The organism is Dyadobacter beijingensis DSM 21582, from assembly GCF_000382205.1.
Classification (GTDB): Bacteria; Bacteroidota; Bacteroidia; order Cytophagales; family Spirosomataceae; genus Dyadobacter; species Dyadobacter beijingensis.
Map to the genome: position 1 here is coordinate 293,895 of NZ_KB907789.1, position 24,833 is coordinate 318,727.

The 24,833-nt window shown below is 52.0% G+C and carries 22 protein-coding genes; 14 read left to right on the forward strand and 8 right to left on the reverse strand.

Going from position 1 to position 24,833, the window contains the following annotated elements:
- Positions 1 to 58 precede the first annotated feature (58 nt).
- The 3 genes from trxA to H144_RS0119795 form a co-directional block, all read right to left on the reverse strand.
- Positions 59 to 391, reverse strand: a complete 333-nt coding sequence (trxA, locus tag H144_RS0119785) for a thioredoxin (RefSeq protein ID WP_019943838.1) — start codon at positions 389 to 391, stop codon at positions 59 to 61.
- Between the two features lie 85 nt (positions 392 to 476).
- The gene (dnaE, locus tag H144_RS0119790; protein WP_026350849.1) at positions 477 to 4,127 is read right to left on the reverse strand and encodes a DNA polymerase III subunit alpha; all 3,651 of its coding nucleotides are present in this window, start codon (positions 4,125 to 4,127) and stop codon (positions 477 to 479) included.
- 50 nt (positions 4,128 to 4,177) lie between these two features.
- Positions 4,178 to 4,849: a DUF2461 domain-containing protein gene (locus H144_RS0119795; protein ID WP_019943840.1), complete on the reverse strand. Its 672-nt coding sequence runs from the start codon at positions 4,847 to 4,849 to the stop codon at positions 4,178 to 4,180.
- Positions 4,850 to 4,944: 95 nt separating this feature from the next.
- Between H144_RS0119795 and trpS the strand changes: the two genes are divergently transcribed.
- The 4 genes from trpS to H144_RS0119815 are packed head-to-tail and all read left to right on the forward strand — an operon-like array spanning position 4,945 to position 8,082.
- On the forward strand, positions 4,945 to 5,922 hold the full coding sequence (gene trpS / locus H144_RS0119800) for a tryptophan--tRNA ligase (RefSeq protein WP_019943841.1): 978 nt from the start codon (positions 4,945 to 4,947) through the stop codon (positions 5,920 to 5,922).
- Entirely contained in the window at positions 5,919 to 6,497 is a 579-nt protein-coding gene (locus H144_RS0119805; protein WP_019943842.1) for a phosphatase PAP2 family protein, read from the forward strand. Before trpS ends, H144_RS0119805 begins: the two co-directional genes overlap by 4 nt.
- Before the next feature lie 38 nt (positions 6,498 to 6,535).
- A complete protein-coding gene (locus H144_RS0119810) occupies positions 6,536 to 7,480 on the forward strand; it encodes a ribose-phosphate pyrophosphokinase (protein WP_019943843.1) in 945 nt (314 codons plus the stop codon).
- Positions 7,481 to 7,515: 35 nt separating this feature from the next.
- A complete protein-coding gene (locus tag H144_RS0119815) occupies positions 7,516 to 8,082 on the forward strand; it encodes a 50S ribosomal protein L25/general stress protein Ctc (protein WP_019943844.1) in 567 nt (188 codons plus the stop codon).
- A gap of 60 nt (positions 8,083 to 8,142) precedes the next feature.
- Here H144_RS0119815 and H144_RS0119820 read toward each other — a convergent pair whose 3' ends face one another.
- Complete coding sequence (locus H144_RS0119820) at positions 8,143 to 9,156, reverse strand: 2-hydroxyacid dehydrogenase (protein WP_019943845.1); 1,014 nt, start codon at positions 9,154 to 9,156, stop codon at positions 8,143 to 8,145.
- An 8-nt stretch (positions 9,157 to 9,164) separates the two neighbouring features.
- Here H144_RS0119820 and pdxA point away from each other — a divergent pair, with 8 nt between their 5' ends.
- From pdxA to H144_RS0119855, 7 genes are all read left to right on the forward strand, one after another.
- Positions 9,165 to 10,271, forward strand: a complete 1,107-nt coding sequence (gene pdxA / locus H144_RS0119825; RefSeq protein ID WP_019943846.1) for a 4-hydroxythreonine-4-phosphate dehydrogenase PdxA — start codon at positions 9,165 to 9,167, stop codon at positions 10,269 to 10,271.
- 261 nt (positions 10,272 to 10,532) lie between these two features.
- A complete protein-coding gene (locus H144_RS0119830) occupies positions 10,533 to 11,420 on the forward strand; it encodes a YicC/YloC family endoribonuclease (RefSeq protein WP_019943847.1) in 888 nt (295 codons plus the stop codon).
- The gene (locus tag H144_RS0119835; RefSeq protein WP_019943848.1) at positions 11,420 to 12,043 is read left to right on the forward strand and encodes a DNA-3-methyladenine glycosylase; all 624 of its coding nucleotides are present in this window, start codon (positions 11,420 to 11,422) and stop codon (positions 12,041 to 12,043) included. The genes H144_RS0119830 and H144_RS0119835 overlap by 1 nt, the downstream gene beginning before the upstream one ends.
- Positions 12,044 to 12,116: 73 nt before the next feature.
- Positions 12,117 to 13,916 carry a tetratricopeptide repeat-containing sensor histidine kinase gene (locus H144_RS0119840; RefSeq protein ID WP_019943849.1) on the forward strand — a complete coding sequence of 600 codons (1,800 nt, stop codon included), beginning with the start codon at positions 12,117 to 12,119 and terminating at the stop codon, positions 13,914 to 13,916.
- A 71-nt stretch (positions 13,917 to 13,987) separates the two neighbouring features.
- Positions 13,988 to 15,172, forward strand: a complete 1,185-nt coding sequence (locus H144_RS0119845; RefSeq protein ID WP_019943850.1) for a class I SAM-dependent methyltransferase — start codon at positions 13,988 to 13,990, stop codon at positions 15,170 to 15,172.
- A 72-nt stretch (positions 15,173 to 15,244) separates the two neighbouring features.
- Positions 15,245 to 17,566, forward strand: coding sequence for an efflux RND transporter permease subunit (locus H144_RS0119850; RefSeq protein ID WP_019943851.1), 2,322 nt, complete (start codon positions 15,245 to 15,247; stop codon positions 17,564 to 17,566).
- A 108-nt stretch (positions 17,567 to 17,674) separates the two neighbouring features.
- Positions 17,675 to 19,057: a M28 family peptidase gene (locus tag H144_RS0119855; RefSeq protein WP_019943852.1), complete on the forward strand. Its 1,383-nt coding sequence runs from the start codon at positions 17,675 to 17,677 to the stop codon at positions 19,055 to 19,057.
- Positions 19,058 to 19,150: 93 nt separating this feature from the next.
- Here H144_RS0119855 and H144_RS0119860 read toward each other — a convergent pair whose 3' ends face one another.
- Positions 19,151 to 19,873, reverse strand: coding sequence for a proteasome-type protease (locus H144_RS0119860; RefSeq protein ID WP_019943853.1), 723 nt, complete (start codon positions 19,871 to 19,873; stop codon positions 19,151 to 19,153).
- A gap of 107 nt (positions 19,874 to 19,980) precedes the next feature.
- Here H144_RS0119860 and H144_RS0119865 point away from each other — a divergent pair, with 107 nt between their 5' ends.
- A complete protein-coding gene (locus H144_RS0119865) occupies positions 19,981 to 20,802 on the forward strand; it encodes a maleylpyruvate isomerase N-terminal domain-containing protein (protein WP_019943854.1) in 822 nt (273 codons plus the stop codon).
- A 53-nt stretch (positions 20,803 to 20,855) separates the two neighbouring features.
- A complete protein-coding gene (locus tag H144_RS0119870) occupies positions 20,856 to 21,548 on the forward strand; it encodes an SGNH/GDSL hydrolase family protein (RefSeq protein ID WP_033402996.1) in 693 nt (230 codons plus the stop codon).
- A 71-nt stretch (positions 21,549 to 21,619) separates the two neighbouring features.
- On the opposite strand, the gene H144_RS0119875 is transcribed toward H144_RS0119870, so the two are convergent.
- The 3 genes from H144_RS0119875 to H144_RS0119885 all read right to left on the reverse strand — a co-directional run bounded on the left by H144_RS0119875 (position 21,620) and on the right by H144_RS0119885 (position 23,964).
- The gene (locus H144_RS0119875; RefSeq protein ID WP_019943856.1) at positions 21,620 to 21,943 is read right to left on the reverse strand and encodes a 2Fe-2S iron-sulfur cluster-binding protein; all 324 of its coding nucleotides are present in this window, start codon (positions 21,941 to 21,943) and stop codon (positions 21,620 to 21,622) included.
- 2 nt (positions 21,944 to 21,945) lie between these two features.
- Positions 21,946 to 22,950: an NAD(P)/FAD-dependent oxidoreductase gene (locus tag H144_RS0119880; protein ID WP_019943857.1), complete on the reverse strand. Its 1,005-nt coding sequence runs from the start codon at positions 22,948 to 22,950 to the stop codon at positions 21,946 to 21,948.
- Between the two features lie 111 nt (positions 22,951 to 23,061).
- Positions 23,062 to 23,964 carry a diacylglycerol/lipid kinase family protein gene (locus H144_RS0119885; protein ID WP_026350852.1) on the reverse strand — a complete coding sequence of 301 codons (903 nt, stop codon included), beginning with the start codon at positions 23,962 to 23,964 and terminating at the stop codon, positions 23,062 to 23,064.
- Between the two features lie 84 nt (positions 23,965 to 24,048).
- Here H144_RS0119885 and surE point away from each other — a divergent pair, with 84 nt between their 5' ends.
- Complete coding sequence (gene surE, locus H144_RS0119890; protein WP_019943859.1) at positions 24,049 to 24,783, forward strand: 5'/3'-nucleotidase SurE; 735 nt, start codon at positions 24,049 to 24,051, stop codon at positions 24,781 to 24,783.
- Positions 24,784 to 24,833 lie beyond the last annotated feature (50 nt).

Sequence of the window (24,833 nt, forward strand, 5' to 3'; positions counted from 1 at the left end):
ATACAAACAAAAAAGCCCCGTCACCGGGGCTTTTAACTCTTTCACAAATCAGCGATTATCAAACGGTCGCTTCGATCTGCGCATTCAATTTATCTTCCAGGGTTGTTTTAGGAACAACGCCTACTACTTTATCTACCAGTTGGCCGCCTTTGAAAATCATCAGCGTAGGGATACTACGGATACCGAATTTTGCAGGTACCGAAGAGTTCATATCCACATCCATTTTACCAATAACCGCCTTGCCGTCGTACTCTCCTGCGAGCTGCTCAACAACCGGTCCGATCATTTTACAAGGCCCGCACCACTCTGCCCAGAAGTCAACAAGTACAGGTTTATCACCTTTGATCAGATCTTCGAAGGTGCTATCGGTAATTTCAAGTGCTTTTCCCATGTTTTAAGTGTCTAAATGTTATTTATCAATCTGGGTTAATAAGGAATATTCATATCTAAAAGTTCCTTATCCAGATCAATCCAAATCAGTTTAATGAGAATTTCACCCCATGAAAGCCCCGAAGCACCTTAAACAGCTCATTACTAGGCGCTACACGGTAACCGCGCGACAACATTTCGACTTCCAGATGCGTCTCGGGGTCCTTCACGGTCATGCTCACCTGGCATCCGCCGGGGTGACTTCCGAAGGTTTCATTGAGCACATGAATGAACTGGGCGTCGATCTGATCCAGCGTAAGGTTGATCTTGATCTTCCGGCACATTTTCTCCATGATCTCCGGCAATAGCTGGATTTGCGAGATCTTGAATTCAAACTGATCTTCCTGCTTCCAGCGGTTCTGCACCTTCCCTTTGATATACAGAAACTGCCCCACCTGCAGGTAGTTTTTAAAACGAATATAGTCCTCCCCGCCGATCAGCATTTCCATCGCACCCTGGTAATCCTCGATTTTAAAGATCATAAACAAGCTGCCATTCTTGGACATTCTTTCCTGTGCGCTCGTCACGATACCGGCCACATTAATGTCCTTGCCATAATACCTCGGCGCACGCTCGCCTTCCTGGATTTCCAGCACCTTATCGACCGTACAGGAGCAGAAATTATCCAGCTCGGTCCGGAACGTGTCGAGCGGGTGGCCTGAAATGTAGAAACCAACCACTTCCTGCTCGTACCGGAGCTTTGCAAGGTCGTCCCATTCGCCTATCTCCGCGGCCTTGGGTTTTGCGAGCGTAGAGCCGCTATCGCCCAGCATACCGAACAGCGACGCTTGCGCCGACGATTTCTCCGCATGGTAATTATTGGCGTAGCGAATCAGCTTTTCAATAAATGTGCCCGTTTCGCCCGTTTCCACAGCAAAATACTGGGCGCGGTGATATTCGGGAAAGCAGTCAAATGCACCTGCGTAGGCAAGGCTTTCCAGTGTCTTTTTATTGACCGTTCGCAGGTTCACCCTCGTCATGAAATCGAACACGTCCTTGAACGGACCGTTGTTGGTCCGTTCTTCGATGATCGACTCAACGGCCGCATCCCCGCTTCCTTTCACACCCGCAAGCCCGAAACGGATTTCCTTTTTCTTATTCACACCAAACTGGCGTTCCGATTCATTGATATCAGGGCCCAATACAGTAATGCCCAGGTTCTTACACTCTTCCAAAAAGAATGTAATCTTGTCGATACTGCCCAGCGAGCTCGTCAATACCGCCGCCATGTATTCCGACTGGTAATGCGCTTTCAGATAAGCCGTTTGATAAGCAACGAAAGCATAACAGGTCGAGTGCGATTTGTTGAATGCATAGGATGCAAATGCCTCCCAGTCCGTCCATATTTTTTCCAGCTTCTTCGCATCGAGGCCCTTTTCGGTACCGCCTTTCATGAAGTCGCCTTTCAATTTGTTCAGCGTTTCGATCTGCTTCTTACCCATCGCTTTCCGCAAGGTATCCGCCTGGCCTTTCGTAAAGCCCGCCAGCTTCTGCGACAAGAGCATCACCTGCTCCTGGTACACGGTAATACCGTAAGTGTCAGCCAGATACTCTTCCAGTTCGGGTAAATCGTAGGTAACTTCTTCCTGCCCGTTTTTACGCCGGATAAAGTTAGGAATGTATGCGATCGGGCCCGGACGGTACAATGCGTTCATGGCGATCAGGTGCTCAAAACGGTCGGGGATGAGGTCGCGCATGTACTTCTTCATCCCATCGGATTCGAACTGGAATATGGCGTTGGTTTCCCCGCGTTGGAACAGTTCAAACACTTTCGGGTCGTCTAGCGGCACATCGTCGATCACGATGTCGTGGCCATAGTTGTTCTTGATCATCCTGAGGGCTTCCTTAATGATCGAAAGGTTTCGAAGCCCCAAAAAGTCCATCTTGATTACACCGGCGTCCTCGATGATTTTCCCCTGGTATTGGGTGATCAGGAAGTCGGAGTCTTTGGACGTACTTACGGGAATAATTTCGGTCAAATCGCTGGGCGCGATGATGATACCGGCCGCGTGGATACCCGTGTTCCGTACCGTCCCTTCCAACCTGCGCGCTTCCTGCAACACACTGGCCTGCAAGTCATTGCCCAATGCAATGGCACGCATGCGCTTCACGTTTTCCAACTCATCGGGCGAAATACCTTCCTTTTTCATGAGGCTGCCCTCCCCTTCCAACGGCGCCGTGAAAATGCGGTTCAGCGTCATATTATAGGTCGGCTTGTCGGGAACAAGCTTCGCGAGCATGTTCGCGTCGGGAAGCGGCAGGTCCATTACCCGTGCCACATCCTTAATCGCCGATTTGGCGGCCATCGTACCGTAAGTTACGATTTGCGCCACCTGGTTGTAGCCGTATTTTTTCACTACATAATCGATCACCTTCTGACGGCCGTCGTCGTCGAAGTCTGTATCGATATCGGGCATGGAGATACGGTCGGGATTGAGGAAACGCTCAAAAAGGAGGTCGTACTTAACCGGGTCGATGTTTGTGATCCCGATTGCATAGGCTACTGCCGAACCTGCCGCAGAGCCGCGGCCCGGACCGATAAAGACGCCCATTTTGCGCCCTGCGTCGATAAAGTCTGCTACGATAAGGAAGTAACCGGGAAAACCCATGTTACGGATCGTTTGCAGCTCAAAGTTGAGCCGTTCCTCTATTTCCGGCGTTACCACTTCATATTTCTTACGCGCTCCTTCGAATGTCAGGTGTCGCAGGTATTCCCATTGGTTCAAAACATCGGCGGTAAGCTCCTTTTTTCCTACCATTTCAGACAAGGTATGCGTCTTGAATTCATCCGGGATCGGGAAGTTGGGGAGCAGAATGTCTTTGCGGAGATCGAGCGTCTTAATCTTGTCGACGATCTCGTTGGTATTGTCCAACGACTCGGGCAGGTCGTTGAACAGTTGCAGCATTTCGCTGGTTTTTTTGAAATAAAACTGGTCGTTGTAGAATGCGAAGCGGGAGCCTTTCGGGATGCCTTTTTCATCGTCGAAGTCCTTCGCCGACGGCGTACTTTGCTTATCACCGGTATTGATACACAGCAGGATATCGTGCGCATTCCAATCATCACGGTCGACATAATGCGAGTCGTTCGAGCAGATGATTTTCACATTATATTTCCGGGCAAACTTTATAAGCACTTCATTCACAATGTATTGATCGCGAATGTCGTGCCGCTGCAATTCCACGTAGAAATCATCGCCGAACAAGTCCAGCCACCAGCGGAACTCCTTTTCCGCCGCCTCTTCGCCCTGGCGGATAATCGTCTTCGGGATCATCGCACCGATACAGCACGTTGTCGCGATCAATCCCTGGTGATATTTGACGATCAGCTCCTTATCGATCCGCGGGTATTTGCCATACATCCCCTCCATGAAGCCCAGCGAACACATTTTTACGAGGTTTTTGTAGCCTATTTCATCTTTGGCAAGCAAAAGCTGGTGAAAACGGACGTCCTTTTTGTCCTTGGTAAACTGCCGCACGTGCCGGTCTTCCACCACATAAAACTCGCACCCGACGATCGGCTTGATGCCCTGCTTGTTGCCTTCGGCCACAAACTCGAACACGCCGAACATATTGCCATGGTCGGTGATGGCCACGGCGGGCATATTGTCCTCCTTGGCCTTTTTGAAGAGCTTTTTGATATCGGCAGCACCATCGAGCAGCGAGAACTGGGTATGACAGTGCAAATGTGAAAATTGCATATTATTGAGATTGGAATGGGTATTGCAGGCAGATTCGGCTTCAATGCGGCTCAATGCTCCTCCGCTTCTTCGTACAATACATAATTCATATAATCGGTAAAGGGTTTCAGGAGTTGAATTCCTTTTAAAACCAGGTTACCGAAGTCTTTGGAAGCCACCTCTTTATCGGTGTAGCGGTGCATAAAAAACAGTTGCTTACGTTTCAGCAGCTCGATTTCCGGGTGTTCCTTGGAATAGCCTTTCGGTACCGTTTTCAAACTTTCTCCATGAATTTCAGGAAAATAGCTATGAAATTCCTTTTCGTGAATGATTGTTTTCAGCTCGTCGGCATTATAGTCGATCTCCTGACGGAAACGCGCCAGCTGCTCGGTGGTCACTTCCCACATACCGCCGCCGAGGAATGTCTGATCGCCCGGCTGCACTTGCAAATAATAGTCGATTTTCCCAGAGCTCTTGCCGCCCGGCCCGATGCCTGCGGCGAGATTTTTCTTGTAAGGGTCTTTGTTTTTGGAAAAACGAACATCCCGGTAAATGCGCAGCATACAATCCTTAACTTGTACATTTCCGAGGTCTTCAAACTTCCCTACCTCAGTGATCAGGTAACCGACGAGCTTTTCCATATCAGCCTTCGCGGCCTCGTACTGCTTCTTATTTTCCTGAAACCACTCCCTGTTATTGTTTTCCGCTAATTGACTGAGAAAGTGCAGCGTTTTAGAATCCATGTCTCGTTGGTGAAGGTATAAAATTCAAATTTACTACGTTTTCTGGTTCAATTTAACGAATTTTGAAGCCTTAGCATCAAATTTAAAGACGATTAATGGCCAGAATCCTAACAGGCATTCAAAGCAGCGGGCGACCTCACCTGGGTAACATCCTGGGAGCCATCAAACCTGCGATCGAACTCTCTAAAAATCCGCAGAACGAATCTTTTTTCTTCATCGCCGACCTCCATTCGCTCACGACGTTGAAAAGCGGGACCGAACGTGGCGAATATGTCCGCGCCATCGCCGCTACCTGGCTCGCATTCGGATTCGATTACAAAAAGAATGTTTTCTGGCGCCAGTCGAGGGTGCAGGAGCATACCGAGCTCGCATGGTATCTGAACTGCTTCACGCCGTTCCCGATGCTGGCGAATGCGACGTCCTTTAAAGACAAATCGGAGAAATTGTCAGATGTGAATGCCGGACTTTTCACCTACCCCGTTTTGCAAGCGGCTGATATCCTGCTTTATAATGCCAATATCATCCCGGTCGGTAAAGACCAGAAGCAGCATCTGGAAATGTCCAAAGACATTGCCAACCGTTTCAACATCCTGGCAGGCGAAGAAATCCTGGTACTGCCCGAGCCGCAGATCGACGAGCGCATTATGACGATCCCCGGCCTCGACGGTCAGAAAATGAGCAAGTCGTACCATAATTATATCGACATTTTCCTGCCCGAAAACGAGCTGAAAAAGATCACCAAAAAGATTCTTTCGGACTCCAAACCGCTGGAAGAGCCCAAAGACCCGGATGCCGACATTACCTTCCAGCTATACAGCCTGGTAGCCAGCGAGGCCGACGTTGAAACCATGCGCCGGAATTACATCAATGGCGGTTACGGCTACGGCCACGCCAAGCAGGCACTTTTTGAATGCTTTATGGAGGTTTTCGCTGAGCCACGACGCATTTTCAATTATTATATGGAGAACAACGAAGAGCTCGAAGGCATCCTGGTAGCAGGCGAAGCCAAGGCACGGGATATTGCGCAGGAGACCATCGGCAAGGTTCGTAAAGTACTCGGTTTCAGTTCATGACGGACGCAGTACATAGCATCGTCCGCATCGACCAGGAGCTGTTTTTATGGCTCAACGGCCTGCACACGCCGTGGCTCGACACGCTCATGTACTGGATTACCTATAAATACACCTGGGTTCCGCTTTACATGGTCCTGATCGCATTGACGGTCCGGGCGGAAGGGTGGAAAAAAGGCGGAATCATCGTCGTCGCGGTCGTACTGGCCGTGGTGGTGGCCGATAAAATTACCTCCGGGTTTATGAAACCCTATTTCGTGCGGCTAAGGCCATGCCACGACCCAACGATCACGACCGCCATGCACCACGTCACCGATTGCGGCGGGCTGTACGGCTTCGCGTCGTCGCATTCGTCTACCAGTTTTGCGCTGGCGATCACGTGGTTCAGCCTGCTCCGCACAAAAGTGCCGCAACTGGCATTTTTGTTCCTCTGGGCGCTGGTTTACGCATATAGCCGCATCTACGTGGGCGTGCATTACCCGCTCGATATCCTCGTCGGAGGGCTCGTGGGACTGCTTACCGGGTACTGCGTCGTGCAGCTTTATTATATTTTTTTAAAAAGATACTATCTTAATTAACTGGTTTTATTTAATTTTGCGCAAATTTTAGTTTGGCCATGGGCTCATTCAATACAGTAAAAATATTTTCGGGGAGTCAGTCCGAATATTTGGCCAAAGACATTGCCAGGTATTATGGTAAGGAGCTGGGTGGTTACACGTTGCGCAAGTTCAGCGACGGTGAATTATCGCCAAGTTTCGAGGAGTCGATCAGGGGTTGTGACGTATTTTTGATCCAATCTACCTTCCCTCCTGCCGATAACCTGATGGAGTTGCTGCTCATGGTGGATGCGGCCCGTCGTGCTTCGGCACATTATGTAACGGTAGTAATCCCCTATTTCGGCTACGCCAGACAAGACAGAAAGGACAAGCCGCGGGTGGCGATCGCAGCGAAAGTAGTAGCCAACCTCCTCACGGCAGTGGGCGTGGACCGCGTGATGACCATCGATTTACATGCCGGACAGATCCAGGGTTTCCTCGATCTGCCAGTTGACCACCTGGAAGGAACCTCGATTTTTGTTCCTTATATCAAATCCCTGAACCTTAAAAACCTCCTGATTGCCTCTCCCGATGTAGGCGGCGCCGCACGTGCACGGAATTTTGCTAAATTCCTGAACGCGGACATGATCCTTTGCGACAAGCACCGGAAACGCGCCAACGAAATCGCCAGCATGCAGGTAATCGGGGATGTGGAAGGGATGGACGTGGTATTGGTAGATGACCTGATCGACACGGGCGGAACACTTTGCAAAGCCGCCGAGATCATTCTCGACAAAGGTGCCACATCCGTACGGGCCATCAGCACGCACGCGATTATGTCGGGCAAGGCCCACGAAAACATTGCCAATTCGGTGCTCGAAGAGTTGATCGTAACAGATACAATCCCACTGAAGCAACATAACGAAAAAATCCGCGTACTGTCCGTTGCAGAAATATTTGCAAAGGCAATAGGCAGGATTCGCGATCACGAATCTATTAGTTCATTGTTTATAAATTCTCAGTAAATTTTCTTTTATTTAACTTTCTTATAAAATTTCTTATGAAAAGTCTTGAGATTGTAGGGTTTAAAAGAGCGAATCTCGGCAAGGTGGAATCACAAAACTTGCGCGCTCAGGGTTATGTTCCATCTGTGCTGTACGGAGGAAACGAACAAGTGCATTTCTATGCACCTACGATGTTGTTCCGTGAATTGCTTTTCACACCCGATATTTTTAACGTTACCCTGAACATCGAAGGTACAGAGTACAATGCGATTCTTCAGGAAACACAGTTCCACCCGGTAAATGATTCGTTGATCCACGCGGATTTTCTTGAAATCATTCCTGGCAAGGAAATAAAAGTTGAAGTTCCTGTTAAATTGACAGGTACATCCGCCGGCGTTATGAAAGGTGGTAAAATGAACCAAAAATTGCGTAAATTGCGCGTACAGGGTCTTGCGGAGAACATCCCTGACTATGTAAATGTTGATGTAACTGAACTGGATTTAGGAAAATCTGTGAAGGTTGGTGCACTGAAAGCTGAAAATTTTGTTATATTGACAGCGGCAAGTAACCCGATCGCATCAGTTGAAATCCCACGTGCGCTTCGCGGTACACTTGGCAAGTAAGTATTTTATTTTTCATGGCTAATAGATGCAAACGTGCCGACCATTGGTCGGCATATTTGTTTATAGCCAGTTCCGGATTTGTTCTACCAATACTTCATTGATCCGGACGTAACTTTCATGCGTCCAGCCGCCTATGTGCGGCGTCAATACAACGCGATCGGAAGCGCGCAAATAATCAAATACCTCCTGCTGTTCCGGCGTCAGTTTCCCGATCTTTTCATTTTCAAGCACATCCAGGCAGGCACCTTTGATTTTGCCGCTTTCCAAAGCTTCTGTGATTGCCTTTAATTTCACCACCTCGCCTCTGGATAAATTCAACAGGTAAAATGGTTTGGCGAAACCGTCGATAAACTCCTCATTAACAAGGTAACGCGTAATGTCCGTCAACGGAATATGCAGGCTCAGCACATCGGCCTCGCGCTGGATTTCCCCGATACTCGATTCCGTCGCGAAAGCGTCGCCGTAGTTGTCACGGTACTTGTCATACGCAAGTACCTTGCAGCCAAACCCGCTGAGCCGTCTCGCCGTAGCGGAGCCGTTGTTGCCATAGCCGATCAACCCGACGGTCTTGCCCATCAGCTCCACGCCCCGGTTGCCCTCGCGGTCCCAGATGCCGTTGCGCACCTGCCGGTCGGCACGCAGGATGTTGTTAAACAATGCGAGCAGCATGCCCAGAGCATGTTCCGCCACAGCGTCGCGGTTGCCCGTACCAGCGTGAAAGACTTCAATATTCAGTTCTTTCGCCACGGCGAGGTCGATGAGGTCGAGGCCGGCGCCGGCGCGTGCGATGAAGCGCAGATTGGCGGCATTTCCGAGCATTTCACGGTCGAGGAAAGTTTTGCTGCGGATCATCAGCCCGTCATAAGCGGGCAATGCAAGCCTGATATCTTCTCTTTTGTATTCTGGATGGTAATCGTAGTCCCATTTTTGCGCTTCCAACATCCCGAATAGTGAGGGATGCATGGAGTCTGCGATCAGGATTTTCATAGTAGCACGGGATTTTTTGTAACTTGCCGGTTGAACCGTCCGGCAAAAGTAATACAGAATTACGCAGCGGAACACATACCACAGCATTTACCTACATGAACGAACAACACAGTGATAAACCGGTAATCGGGATCACCATCGGCGATTATAACGGCATTGGCCCGGAAGTAATCCTTAAAGCATTCGAAGGAAACCAGTTAGCGAAATTGTGCACACCAATCATCTACGGCTCCCTGCGGGTATTGAACCAGTACAGGAATCTTTTTGAAATGAAGGACTGGGCCCTGCACGGCATTCAGAAAGCCGAGCAGGCCAACCACAAGCTCACGAACGTCATCACCTGCTGGCACGACCATCAGACAGAAATACAACCCGGAAAGATTACCGCGGAAGCAGGTCAGGGCTCATTTGCCTCCCTGAAACGCGCCGTTGAGGATCTGAAGGAAGGAAAAATCCAGGCGCTCGTTACCGGCCCGATCAATAAGGACAATATCCAGAACGAGGATTTCAAATTCCCCGGCCATACCGAATTTCTGGCCGAATCATTCGGCAAGGACGATGCATTGATGTTCATGGTCGCGGGCGACCTGCGCGTGGGCGTGCTCACGGGCCATATGCCCCTGCAAAACGTACGCGAACACATTACAGCCGAGAAGCTGAGCGCGAAAATCGAGCAGATCCTGCAATCGCTGAAGGGCGATTTTGGTATTAAAAAGCCCAAACTGGCCGTGCTCGGCCTGAACCCGCACGCCGGTGAAAACGGCCTGCTCGGCACCGAGGAAATCGAGATCATCCAGCCGGTGATCAAGCAATTCAAGGAGCGGGGCAACCTCGTGGTGGGCCCGTTCCCGGCCGACGGCTTCTTTGCCGCCGGTACCTACCGCCAGTACGACGCCGTGCTGGCCATGTACCACGACCAGGGCCTGATCCCTTTCAAAACACTCGCATTCAACGAAGGCGTGAACTTTACGGCCGGGCTCCCGGCTGTGCGCACCTCGCCCGACCACGGCACGGCTTACAATATTGCCGGAAAGAACCTGGCAGAACCCGGCTCTTTGCTCCAAGCATTGTACCTGGCCTGCGACGTATCGCGGTTCCGCATTTTCAATGCCGAAATGGACAAGAATGCATTAATATCGAAGCCGCAACCATCTGAAAGCCAGCACCCTGCCAAATCGGGGGGAAAGCAGCGGTTTAATTAATAAGTGACCGCCGACTGCTGACGGCCGACCGCCGGTTGCTGAAAGGTAATTCCCATCAGCGGTCAAAAAATCAGCGGTCAGCCGTCGTCCGTCAGCGGTCATAAAAATCGGCGGTCAGCGGTCAGCCGTCAGCCGTCAGCAATCATAAATCGGCGGTCAGCCGTCGTCCGTCAGCGGTCAAAAAATCGCCGGTCAGCCGTCGTCCGTCAGCGGTCAAAACAAGCATTAACCGTTCCACAACAGGAACCAACGTACATCCTTATGTTAAAATCAATGACCGGATACGGTGTATCCAACATCGAATCCGAATCAATCAACGTCACGGTAGAAATCAAGACATTGAATTCCAAGTTTTTGGATATTTATTGCCGCATCCCGCGTAACTATTCCGAAAGGGAAATTGAAATACGGAACCTGATCACCCAGTCGCTAGAACGTGGTAAGGTGGAATTTACATTGACCGTCCAGCCGATCGGTAAAACCGTGGCGTCGACCTCCGTGAACCGCGCATTGGTGAATGCCTATTACCAGGATTTGTCGGATACGGCCACGGGCCTGGGCTTCTCGCCGGACAACACCGAGCTGCTGCGCATTGCCCTGCAACTGCCCAATGCATACAACAATGAAACGGTGGACGACACCAGCAAGGAAGACGATTGGGCGCAGATCAAGGTGGCGGTCATGGAAGCATTGCGCAAATGTTCCGTTTTTCGCGAACAGGAAGGCCGCATGACGGCCGAAAAGTTCTCCGAATACATCAATACCATCCAGACCTTGCTCGACCAGGTAGCCGAACAGGACAAAACCCGTATCCCGGCCGTCCGCGAGCGCCTCGAAAAACAGGTACGCGACTACCTGTCCGACGACAATTTCGACCCGAACCGGTTCGAGCAGGAGCTGATCTATTATGTCGAGAAATTCGATATTTCGGAAGAAAAGATCCGTCTGGCCAATCACCTTACCTATTTCCTCGAAACGATGAAGGCTTCCGAAAGCAATGGGAAGAAGCTCAACTTCATCGCGCAGGAGATCGGCCGGGAGATCAACACCATTGGTTCAAAGGCTAATGACGCCACGATCCAGCACCTGGTGGTCCGGATGAAGGACGAGCTCGAAAAGATCAAGGAGCAAACGATGAACATTATCTGATGCCGGAAGACAGGCTTCCTCTTTCGTTCTACTCGGCCTACGATACCCGCACGCTTGCGCAAAAGCTGCTGGGCTGCGAGCTGGTACACGAATCCGAAGATGGCGTCACAAGCGGCATTATCGTGGAAACGGAGGCCTATTTGCAGGACGATCCGGCCTGTCACGCAGCATTCAACCGCCGTACCGCACGCACCGAGCCGATGTTCGGGGTAGCCGGTACGGTGTATGTGTACCTGATTTACGGTATGTACCAATGCTTCAACGTCGTCAGTAATGCCCAGGGCGTGGGTGAAGCGGTGCTGGTACGCGCATTGCAGCCGACGACCGGCATGGGGCTCATGGAATTGCGCAGGCAGCTCCGGCCGGGCAAAATACCGACGCTTTCCACGGCCAACATCGCAATGAAAGAACTCTGCCGCGGCCCGGGCAAACTCGTGCGCGCCATGGGTATCGAGCGGGAAACACACAATGGCACCCTGCTCTCAGAAGGAAATCTGTATATACGGGCCGCCTCATTCACTCCTTCCGACATTATTGCAGGCCCGCGCATCGGCATCAATGTCGGGGGCGAATTTCCTTACAGATATTACATAAAAGACAATATTTTTGTAAGTAAAGGTTAATTAAGCGAGCCTTATAAAGCCAGCCCCCGATAACCCCCTAATGCGCACCTAACTGGCAAGGTATCAATAATATATGAATGAATTCTACAAACTAGTTCTCTTATTTTCATTAGGATGCCTGCTATCCGCCGCACAATGCACCTCTATCGGGCAGAACGGTGAGAAGAAAGCACCGGAAGTGGTGGAAGCCAAGCCGCAGGAAAATTTTGCCGAGGATACCGCGCTTGTCCATCAATATTACAAGCTCGGCTCTGAATACCTTTTTCAGGACGCCGAGAAATCGATGTTTTATGCCAAACATGTATTGCGGCTTTCCCAGAAACATCAATGGGGAAGGGGAAAGCTGCTCGCCTACAACCTGCTGAGCACCTATTACCTGCTCGACGGCAGCTACGATGTGCTCCGGGAGCTTTCCAATGAGACGATCACCCTCTCCCGCCAGCTCAACCTCCCCGAATTTACCGCTCACGGCAAGCGTTTTCTCGGTGAAAGCTACTCGGAATACCGGCAGTGGGATTCGTCGCGGATCAATTACGAGCACGCCGTGCAGATGTTTACCCGCCTGAAAGCCGACAGTTCCCTCGCATTGAGCATCGAAAACCTGGGCAACTGCTACCGCGAAAAAAGCATGTACGATACGGCCGTGAAGCTGTACGACCAGGCTTACAAGATGTTTGATAAAATCAATTCCGACTGGGGCCGCGCTACCGTGCTGCAAAGCATCGGCTACATGCATGTGCGCCTTTCGAACTATGCCGAGTCGGAGAAATACTTCCTGCAAAGCATCGCATTGTTCCGCAAGATCGATAACCGGTACGGCCAGCTCAACTGCCTCAACGACCTCGGCAATACCTACTATTATCAGAAAAAATACGACCAGTCGATCGACGTCGGGTTAAAAGCATTCGCCTATTCCAAAATTTACCATTCTACCCAGCAAACGAACTGGGCACTCGTGACGCTCTCACGCGCATACAAGGGCAAGGGCATGTACGCGGAAGCGCTGGAATACAGCCAGGCAGTTAATTTCGTGCGCCGCATGGTCCACGACGAGACGATCAAGCGGCAATACACCATGTACCAGCTCATGTTTGATAATAAGCTGATGGACAGCGAAATACAGCAAAAAATCATTAACGAGCAGCGCGTATTGCAGCAGATATTGATCGGCATCACGTGCATCGTGATCCTGTCGGCAGTATTCCTTTGGTTTAACAACAAAAAGCTCCGCGCGAAGAATGCAGAGATCCAGGCAGCACTAATCGAAGGGCAAACTATTGAAAGAAAGCGCGTTGCCGCGGAGCTCCACGATCACCTGGGCGGCACCCTGGCTTCATTGAACTGGTATTTGTACGGGATCGATAAAAAGGTTCTGTCACAAGAAGAACAAAAGATTTACGACAGCGTACACCAGATGGTCGGGGCGGCTTACAAGGAAGTCCGCAGCCTTTCGCACAACCTCATGCCCGCCGAGCTGGAAGAGCACGGGCTCACGATGGCATTACACCGCCTCATCAACAAGCTGAACGAGAACAAGAATATCGCATTCACGTTCAATCTCAAAGGCATGAACAACCGGCTCAACAACAAGATCGAGTTTGAGCTGTACAGCATCGTCCTGGAACTGACCAACAACATTATCAAGCATTCCGGCGCCACCGAAGCCACCGTGGACCTCACCGAAAACGTGAAAACGATCTCGCTCATCGTGAGCGACAATGGCACGGGGATGATCGACCCGAACCGCCAGGGCGTCGGCCTGCGCAACATCAAAAGCCGTGTGGAAAGCCTGCACGGGAAAATCCAGATCCACAGCGAGGAAAAGAACGGGATCCGCGTCGATATCGAGATCCCGAAAGTCATCATCAAGTGATTATTCCCGCATAGCAAGACTGTAACGCCGCATTTGCTCGTTACTTTTAACAGACAAGTTGAAGCACCCTCATGAATGTTACTGAAAAAGCGCAGGAACTGATCGCCGGTTTTACCGAAAGTTTCGAAAACGATACGTTTGTCAAACTCTCGCTCGGAAATTACCGCGGACCGGACGCCAGCCTGAAAAACATCTACGTCAAGAAAGTCCTCATTAAAAAAGAGCCCCGGCTGAGCCTCACCTATCGCCACAAAACGCGCGATATTACCAAGAACCACACAGCGGAAGAATTCACCGGAATGCTCACCCAATGGCTGAATGCCGATTTTCGGGTTGCTACCCTGCAAACGCTGACGAGCGATATTCGTTTCGAAGTACATCCCAGCGGCAAAGCCACGTTGAAGAAAGAGGCCGTCAGGCAGCGGGAAATGCCCTCCGACAGCCACGACAAGTCCAAAAACCGCCTTATCTCGCCTAAAAACAAGCCTTACCTGTTCGACCTGAAAATTACCGACCAGCAAGGCAATGTATATCACAATGCGCAGGACAAGTTCAGGCAGATCAACCATTATATCGATATCCTGAGCAGCCTGATCAAGGAAGTCGCGCCTTCCGGACGCGTCACGGTTGCCGATATGGGTTCCGGCAAAGGGTACCTCACATTTGCCCTTTACGATTACCTCAAAAACGTACTGCAACTCGACCCGCACGTAACGGGCGTCGAGTTTCGCGACGATCTCGTGGCCTTGTGCAACCAGATCTCCCGCAATGCAGGATTTGCAGGCCTACACTTCGAGGAAGGTACCATCGAACAATACGATGCGGCAGGAACGAATATCCTGATCGCCCTGCATGCCTGCGATACCGCTACGGACGACGCCATTTTCAAAGGCATCCAGGCCGGCTCGGACCTCATCGTGGTGGCACCCTGCTGTCACAAGCAGATCCGCCGCGAAATCGAAAAACACAAAGTCGAAAACGACGTGAGCTTTCTCACCCGGCACGGTATTTTCCTGGAAAGACAGGCGGAAATGGTCACCGACGGGATACGTGCATTGGTACTGGAATACTTCGGCTACAAGACGAAAGTGTTCGAATTTATTTCGGATGCCCATACGCCCAAGAACGTGCTGATTGTCGGTACCAAAGGCCATCAAACCGAAAAAGCACAGGCGGCGGCGCTTCAAAAAATCCGGGATGCCAAACAGTTTTTTGGCATTGAGTACCATCACCTTGAAAGATTGGCAGGCATTTGAAACGTTCAAAATAACCCATTTTCCCTTTCCCGTGGCTATATTTGCAACTTTTTGTGAACTCAATAATCGATTATGTGGAATAAAATAGCAACTTACATTATCCGCTACCGGCTGCTGTGGGTTGCATTAGTGTTAGTATCGACGGTCTTCATGGCCTATGAAGCCAGCAAAATTGAACTCTCCTACAATTTCGCCCGAATCCTCCCATCCAACGACCCCGTAGAAAAGGAATACCAGGACTTCCGCAAGCTTTTCGGCGAGGACGGCAGCGTGATGGTAATTGGTTGGCAGGACCCGCAGCTGTTCGAAATCAACAAATTCCGCGACTGGTGCAAACTTTCCCAGCAGATCCGCGAAACCGAAGGGATCAAAAATGTGCTTTCGCTCGCCAACGTTTACAAAATAGCGCGTAACGACAGCCTCACCCGTTTCGATTTCGCCCCGGTGATCCGCGACATTCCCTCTACACAAGCCGAGGCCGACAGTATCAAAAAAGAAATCGCGAACCTGCCCATTTACGAAGGGCTCGTGATCAACAGCAAAACCAACGCGACGCTCATTGTAATCACCTTCAACGACAAGGAGCTCAATTCCAAGCGCCGCCTGACGATCGTCGACGACATCGAGAAAATGGCGGAAACCTTCGCCGTCAAATACAATACCGACCTGCATTATTCCGGGATGCCCTACATCCGCACGGTGAACATGAAGAAGATCTCCGGTGAAATGGAGCTGTTCATGGGACTGGCCGTACTGGTTACTTTATTTATCCTCTGGGCATTTTTCCGGTCTTTCCGGCTCACGTTGCTATCCATTGTAGTCGTGCTGATCGGCGTGGTGTTCTCGGTAGGGATATTGCATTTATTTAACTACAAAATCACCGCCCTAACCGGCCTTATACCTCCCCTGCTGATCGTGATCGGCGTGCCCAACTGCGTGTTCCTGATCAACAAGTACCAGGCGGAGCTCGTATCGCATAGCAACAAGGACGAGGCATTGCGCGAAATGATCCGGCAAATCGGCCTTTCGACATTCCTCGCGAATATGACCACGGCCATCGGTTTCGGGGTGTTTTATTTTACAAACAGTATTTTGCTCGTCGAATTCGGCGTCGTGGCGGCCATCAGCGTAATGGTTACGTATGTTCTGTGCCTCGTGCTGCTGCCCATTACCCTGCATTATATGAGCACGCCGAAGCCCCGCCATTTGAAGCACCTCGACGGCAAATGGGCGTCCGGCTTCCTGCGTATGGTCGACGGCCTCGTCCACAATCACCGCAAGGCCATTTACATGGTGATGGTCGTGATGATCATCGTTTCCGCCTACGGTATGACGAAAATCAAAACGATCGGCTACGTGGTGGACGACCTGCCGAAGAAGGATGTCGTTTACACGGACCTGCGCTTTTTCGAGAAGAATTTCAATGGGGTATTGCCTTTCGAGGTGATGATCAATACCAAACAGCCGAACGGGGTATTTGCCGATCAGGCGAAGACGCTCTATAAAATCAAGGCTTTCCAGAACGAAATGGCTAAGTTTCCCGAGTTCTCGAAGCCGGTTTCGATCGTGGAAGCGTCCAAGTTCCTCTACCAGGGTTACCGGGGCGGCGACGGCAAGTATTACGCATTGCCCGGCGTGTTGGAACTGAACAAAATGGCGCCCTACCTGCAAAACCAGCAGGGCGCGGCCAAGCAACTGACCAATTTCCTGAACGAGGACAAAAGCATTACCCGCGTGAGCTTTCAAATGGCCGACGTCGGCTCGGAGCGTATTAAGGAGCTCATGAACCGCATTCGCCCGAAAGTAGATTCGATTTTCAATGCTGACCAATACAAGGTAAGCCTCACGGGGCACAGCCTGGTGTTCCTCAAAAGCAACGATTACCTGCTGAGCAACCTTTACGAAAGCTTGTTGATAGCCATCGTCCTGATCGCCATTGTAGGTATGGTGCTTTTCCGCTCCATTCCCATTATCCTGCTTTCCAAGCTTCCCTGCCTCATCCCGCTCGCATTGACGGCCGGTATCATGGGGTATTTCGATATTTATTTCAAGCCGACGACCATCCTCATTTTCAGCATTACGTTCGGGATTGCCTCGGATGGGACGGTATACTTCCTGACACGCTATCGCGAGGAATTGTACAAAAACGGCCTCACGCCTTCCAAAGCCGTGACAGCCTCGATTTTCGGGACCGGTTTGAGTATGATCTACACGGCCGTCATCCTTTTCTGCGGCTTCTCTATTTTCTCGGCATCGAGCTTCGGCGGAACGGCGGCGATGGGCGTGATGGTGTCCATTACATTGCTCGTGGCGATGTGTACCAACCTCATCCTGCTACCGGCATTATTGCTCTCTATTGCGAAGCGGCAGGGAAAAAATGTAAAACCGACCTAAATGGCGGTAGGAGTTCAAAGTTTAATGGTCTATGAGTCCAAAGTTTATTTATGTTTACTTTAAACTCACGAACTCTGAATTTGCAACTCCAAAACTCCCGTTACTTCAATGAAAAAATTCTATGCAGCGCTATCCCTCTCCATGTTAGGGATAGCGCTTCCTGTTTCGGCCCAAACGGATTTCCAGGCGGACTCTGTTTTTATCCGAAAAATTTACAACACCGCCCTATCGGAAGGTAAATCCTACGAATGGCTACGCCACCTCACCCAGCAGATCGGGCCGAGGCTGAGCGGTTCGGAAGGTGCCGCTAAGGCCGTGGTGTATACCAAATCGGTCATGGAGGGCGAGCATTTCGACCAGGTTTTCCTGCAAAATGTGATGGTACCGCATTGGGTGCGCGGCGCGAAGGAAAAAGCGCAGATCGTCAGCGGCAAGCAGAAAACGGAAGTGCCCATTGCCGCACTGGGCGGCTCCATTGCCACACCGAAAGGCGGCATTAAGGCCAAAGTCATCGAGGTGAAAACCTTCCAGCAACTCCGCGAACTGGGCACCGAGAAGGTCAAAGGCAAGATCGTATTCTTTAACCGGCCGATGGACCCGACCAAAATCAATACCTTCGAAGCCTATGCTGGCGCGGTGGAGCAGCGCGGCGCAGGTGCGAGCGAGGCCGCCAAACTCGGCGCCATCGGCTCCATTACCCGCTCCATGACCACCCGCCTCGACGATTTCCCGCATACAGGCAGCATGCGCTACGCAGCCGGCGCGCACATGATCCCCGCCGCCGCCATCAGTACCAATGGCGCCGAGTTGCTCAGCAAGGCATTGAAAGACAATCCCGACACCGAATTGTATTTCGAACAAAACTGCGAAACCTTGCCCGATGCACCTTCACACAACGTCGTGGGGGAGCTGAAAGGCAAAACCAATCCCGCACAGTACATCGCCGTCGGCGGCCACCTCGACTCCTGGGATTTCGCACAGGGCGCGCATGACGACGGTTCCGGCTGCGTGCAGTCCATTGAGGCCGTCCGCATTCTGAAAGCAATGGGTTACCAGCCGAACAACACGCTGCGGGCCGTCATGTTTATGAATGAGGAAAACGGCATGCGGGGCGGCATTACCTATGCGGATTCGGCCAAATCTAAAAAGGAGACGCATATCGCGGCCATCGAATCGGATCATGGCGGGTTTTCGCCGCGCGGGTTTGGTATCGTAGGTACGGCCGCACAGAAGGCCAAAATACAGCAATGGACGAAGTTATTTGCCGCCTATGGCATTCATGAGCTGGGACCGGGCGGCGGCGGGGCGGACATCGGGCCACTGGCGCAGCAAGGGACTGTGCTGCTGGGCCTGATGCCCGATACGCAGCGGTATTTCGATTACCACCATGCGGCCAGTGACAGGTTTGAGGCCGTTAGCAGGCGCGAGCTGGAACTGGGCGCCGCTGCCATGGCTTCGATGCTGTATCTGATTGACAAATATGGCTTCTGACGCTGCCCTTGTTCGCTGGCATTGAAATCCTTGGCCAAATATGGGCGGGCCGCTGGCCCTTCAATAATGGGGGAGACAAAAAGTCTCCCCCATTCAATTGATTTTATCGAACGTTTTATCCATCCATTCTTCGGGGATGTCGTCCAGGGCTTCTTTGAGCTTGTCGGCCCAGATACGCGAGATTTCTTCCATATCCCGTTGCTCGTAGCGGTGCTCTACGATGGAGAAACTGTCTTTTTTATACAAAATCACATCTATTGGGAAATCGACGTCGTTGTTGCTCACCCTTGTGGAATCGAACGAGAGGAAACCGGCCTTTAATGCCTGCTTCATCGTCGACTCTTCGTTGAGCACGCGGTTCAGGATCGCTTTGCCCTGGCCCGAGTTACCGATAATCACGTACGGCGAACCTTCGTCGAGCTCCACCCAGTTGCCTTCCGAATACAGCAGGAACAGCTTGTGGCCTTCGTCGTCCTTCATTTGCCCACCTACAATGGAGTTCAGGTTAAATTTGAAGCCCGACCGTTCCAGCGTCGCTTTATCCTCTTCCGCCACCCGCTTGATCTGCTCGCCGAATGCATTCACGGCCTTGTACATTTTGTTGTAAGTAACCCCCTCGTTGATGAGTTCTTCAAAATAATGCACGGCCTTGTCACGCACAGAACGCAGCCCGCTCGTCATGATGAACATCGAATAATTGTCCCGCTGCGTGATGTAAACCTTCTTTTTGGTGGTGGTATTGGTACCTGCGGTAATCCGCGTGTCGGCGAGCGCAACCAGCCCTTCCTTTACTTTAATTCCTAAGCAATAAGTCATTGTACTACACTTTAAATCAGCCCAAAAATACCAAATCGCATCCTGAACTTCACAACAAATCCCTTTTTCCTCGATATTTAAGGGCAAACAACCACCACACCACGGCCATGATCCACACCGTTCACCTGTTCGCCGAGCTCGACGAGCTGCTCATCGACCTCCTGAAATCGCTCACGCCCGAAGAATGGGAAAAACCGACCGTAGCGAGGCTCTGGAAGGTACGCGACGTAGCTGCGCACTTGCTCGACGGCAATATCCGCGTCATTTCCATGTACCGCGACGGCCACATGCCCCCGCCCGACCGCGCCATGAACAGCTACGATGATCTCGTCGCATTCCTGAACCAGCTGAATGCCGATTTCGTGAAAGCGTCTCAAAGAATGAGCCCCGCATTGCTTACCGACCTGCTGGAAAGCACTGGAAAGCAATACACGGACATCATGCAGGGGCAGGACCCCGATGCCGACGCCGTTTTCGCGGTATCCTGGGCCGGGGAGACGGTTTCCAAGAACTGGTTTCACATTGCCCGAGAATACACGGAAAAATGGCACCACCAGCAGCAGATCCGCGACGCAGTGGGTAAAACTGGTATCATGACGCCCCGGCTGTTCCGCCCGCTCATCGAAACCTTCCTGCGCGGGCTCCCGCATACGTACCGGCACACGCAGGCGCCCGAGGGCACGGCTGTGCGCATAGGCATCGCGTCGGACGAGGTGTTTGAATGGTTTTTAATTAAAACAGCAGACGGCTGGGTCCTCAGCGAAACATCCGCAAATGCCCCGGAAGCCTCGGTACAGCTCGACGCCGACACCGCCTGGAAACTTTTCACCAAGGCCATTAAACCGGACGAAGCGCTGACACGATCGCAATTAACCGGGAATAAGGAACTTGCGGGTGTCACGTTAAACCTGATTGCGGTGATGGCCTAGGTCAATTTTGGCCCGGTTCAATCCAAAATGCCGAAATAAACGGTATATCCGATATGAGACTATACCAAATGGCCATATTGCTCTGCATGCTGTCGTGCGGCGGCATGCAGGGGCCCGCACCTTCCGTTCCCATTAAGCCGGACGAAAGCGGCAAGTTGCAATATCTCGCCCTGGGCGACTCCTATACCATCGGACAAAGCGTGCCGGCGGACGATCGCTGGCCGGTGATATTGGCCGGGGAACTAGGTAAGGCAGGAAAAGCGACCGCCACGCCGCAGATCGTTGCCCGGACGGGCTGGACCACCCGCAACCTCCTGGATGCGCTCGAACAAAACCCGCCCACGGGCACGTTCGACGCCGTATCGCTCCTGATCGGCGTGAACAATCAGTATCAGGGACGAAATATGGAGGAATACCGGGTAGAATTCAGCCAGCTGCTCTCGAAAGCGATGGGTTATGCCGGCGGCGAGGCTGGGAATGTGTTCGTGCTCTCGATCCCGGATTGGGGCGTCACCCCGGCGGGCGAAGGCAACCGCGACCACATTGCCGGCGAAATCGACCGCTTCAATGCCATCGCGCAGGAGGAGTGTGTGAAGAAAAAGGTGCTTTTTATCGACATCACCGGCATTTCCAGAAAGGCACTCGGCGACCCTTCGCTCATTGCCAGCGACCGTTTGCATTTTTCAGGCAAGATGTACCGGTTATGGGTGGATGAAGTGTTTCCCAAAGTGAAACCGCTCTTTTGAAAACTAAAAACCTCCACTGGCCATTCAGCGGAGGTTTATGTACTATTATTCCAAAATTCTAATAACCTTAACTAAGCTTCCTGTAATGCTTTCAGGCGGAACACGAGGCCGTCCATCTCGTCGGAAGGTCGTAACTGGCACGAGAGGCGGCTGTTAGCGTCTGCATTGGGTAATGTGTCGAGCGTGTCCAGTTCCTGGTCGTTGGATGCCGGAAGCCTGTCCTTTCCTTCCAGCACTTCAATATGGCAGGTCGCACAAAGCGCCATTCCGCCGCAGGTGGCCTGGATGTCGTATTCGTATGCTCTGAGGATTTCCATCAGGTTGAAGCCCATATCTGTGGGCACTTCCAGCGCCTGGCGCTCTCCCAAGTCGTTCTCTATGAATATATTGATCATGGCTAAAATGGATTCACACCATTTACCGTGGTGTATTTGAAACTTAATTTCTGATCGGGGTAAACATATTTGAATGCGCTCTGCATCATGATAGCCGCCTCGTGGAAGCCGCACAAAATGAGTTTCAGCTTGCCCGGATACGTATTGATATCGCCGATGGCGTAAATGCGTTCGACGTTCGTCGCGTAATCGAAAGTGTCGACGATCACGGCCGATTTTTCCACGCCCAGGTTCCAGTCTGCAATAGGGCCGAGCTTCGGGCTGAGGCCGAAAAGCGGGATGAAATCATCGGTAGGAATGCTGGTAACAGATTTGTCGTTCCCGAGCACGGATACTTCCTTCAACACCCCATTACCGCCCAGCTTGTTCACCTGCGCCTGTAAAATGAGATCTATTTTGCCCTTACCGGCCAGGTCGTAAACTTTCTCGGCGGAATCGGGCGCGCCGCGGAACGTGTCGCCCCGGTGCACGAGCGTCACGCGCTCAGCCACGTCGGCGAGGAAAATGGTCCAGTCCAGTGCCGAATCGCCGCCGCCGGCCAGTACCACCCGCCGGCCCCTGAACTGCTCGGGCTTTTTGACCATATAATGCACGCCCTTACCTTCGAAATATTCCAGCTGCTCCACCGCCGGCTTACGCGGTTCGAAGCTGCCCAGCCCGGCGGCGATCACCACCACCTGGCAATGCACTTCGGTGCCTTCGTTGGTACGAACGATGTAGCTGCCGTCGTCCTGCTTGTCGAGCGCATCCACGCGCTCACCCAATGTGAAGCCGGGCTTGAACTCCCCGATCTGCGTCATGAGGTTCTTCACCAGGTCTTCGGCGATGATGGCCGGAGCTCCGGGAATGTCGTAAATAGGTTTCTGAGGATATATTTCGGCGAGCTGGCCGCCTACCACCGGCAGGGCGTCGATGAGGTGGCAACGCATTTTCAATAGCCCGGCTTCGAAAACCGCGAACAGGCCGACAGGCCCCGCGCCGATAATGCAAATGTCTGTGTGAATCATAATCCGATGTGAATGAGAATTTTGGAAAACTTTTAATGTTCCAAAAGTAGCGCTCATTCACACCGGAAGCCAATCACAATAGGTTATGCACTATAACCAAAAGTTATGGGATCAATTTCGGCTGATCATAAATTGCAGCATATCGGGCAACACTTCGATCTCCACATCCACGGGTTTTTCCAGTTTCAGCCGCTCGTCGTCGGCATGGACATCCTTACCATCCCAGGAAATCTTCACTTTCTTTGCCCGGATCGTCGAAAAGCTGAACTCCTTCTCTTCGTCATTGATGCGGCTCAGGAGGAACGACTCGAATTTGCCCCGGCTCGCCTCCGACACCATCACGACATCCAGGTAACCGTCGCCGGGATCTGCTTCGCCGGCCAGCACCAGGTTCGGGCCGATGGAGCGGATATTCATGATTTCTACCATAATGTAGTTGCCAGCATGTTCCACGCCGTCGGCCACGATCGTGCAGGGCCGCGCTTCGTAGCTCTGGACGATTTCCAGCAGCACGGCCCGGGCCGCTTTCAGCTTTTCTTCGGCCGTGTCGCCGATATCCCCCTCGATTTTGTCCATGTCCTTCATTAACCGGGGGAAAATGCCGTAGCCGAATGCTTCGAGGAAAAACAGGTCGTCGCCCAGCCCGTGCACGCGGCCGATATCGAATGGCTGCAACTGGGCGTGGTGCCATTGCGGGCTAATGTCTTTCGGGTGGCCGTCGATTTTCAAGGCGGTGGCGATGTTGTTGGCCGTGCCATGGGGCAGCAGCGCGAGGGGAAATTGCTTGTCGAGACGCTTGCGTTTCATGAGCGCTTTCGCGGCGCGCCGCACGGTGCCGTCCCCGCCTGCGATGATCAGGAAGTCGGTTTCCTCGTCGAATTCGTCCCAGCCCTCCTCCTTCACAGAAGCGTACTGGCATTCAAAACCTTCTTTTTTGATCAGTTTGACCAGCTCTTTCCTGGAAAACTCGTTATCCCCGGCTTTGGGGTTGTGCAAAAGGATTGTTTTTTTCATATCCGGATGTATAGCATACCCCTTTTTCATCAAAACCATACCAGGCATAATTTTATTAATACCCACCTGAAAACGCTATACGTTATGAAAATCCTGGTAACGAACGACGACGGAATATACAGCCCGGGCATTGCGGCACTTGCCAAAATCGCCTCGCGCTTCGGAGAGGTCAAAATCGTGGCCCCCGATGTGGAACAATCATCTATGGGTCACGCCATTACGGCATCGCGCCCCCTTTCCTATAAAAAATCACCCATTGAATTCGATGGCATCGACGCCTATCGTGTGAACGGTACGCCGGCCGACTGCGTGGCGCTGGGCCAGCACCTGTGGGACAAACCCGACGTGGTGCTTTCGGGTATCAATATGGGGCCGAACCTGGGGAATGCCATGTGGCATTCGGGCACACTCGCCGCTGCCAAACAAGCCGTCCTGTTCGGCATCAAAGGCATTGCATTGAGCACGCCCACCGATGTGGAACCGGACTTCGAGAAGCTCGATCCGTTTGTCGAAAAGGCGCTGCAACTGCTCTTCGAAAACCCGCACCTGAACCTGGTGAATGTGAATTTCCCCCACGACCCGAAAGGCGTGCGCTGGACGCGGCAATCGGTGCGGCTGTACGACAATAATATCGTCCCCGGCCTCGACCCGATGGGTCGGAAGCACTACTGGTTTACCGTGGTGCCCCTCGAACCCGCCGAAGAAGGCACCGACCGTTGGGCGATCGAAAACGGGTTCGTATCCGTCACCCCGCTACGGCTGGACCTCACCAACGAAGCCGAACTCGTGAAAGCGCAGCTGGCCTATCCCATTACCTGAGTAGATGCGTAAGCCCCTTGGCTTATATGGGTGTCATAGTTGTGTTAAGT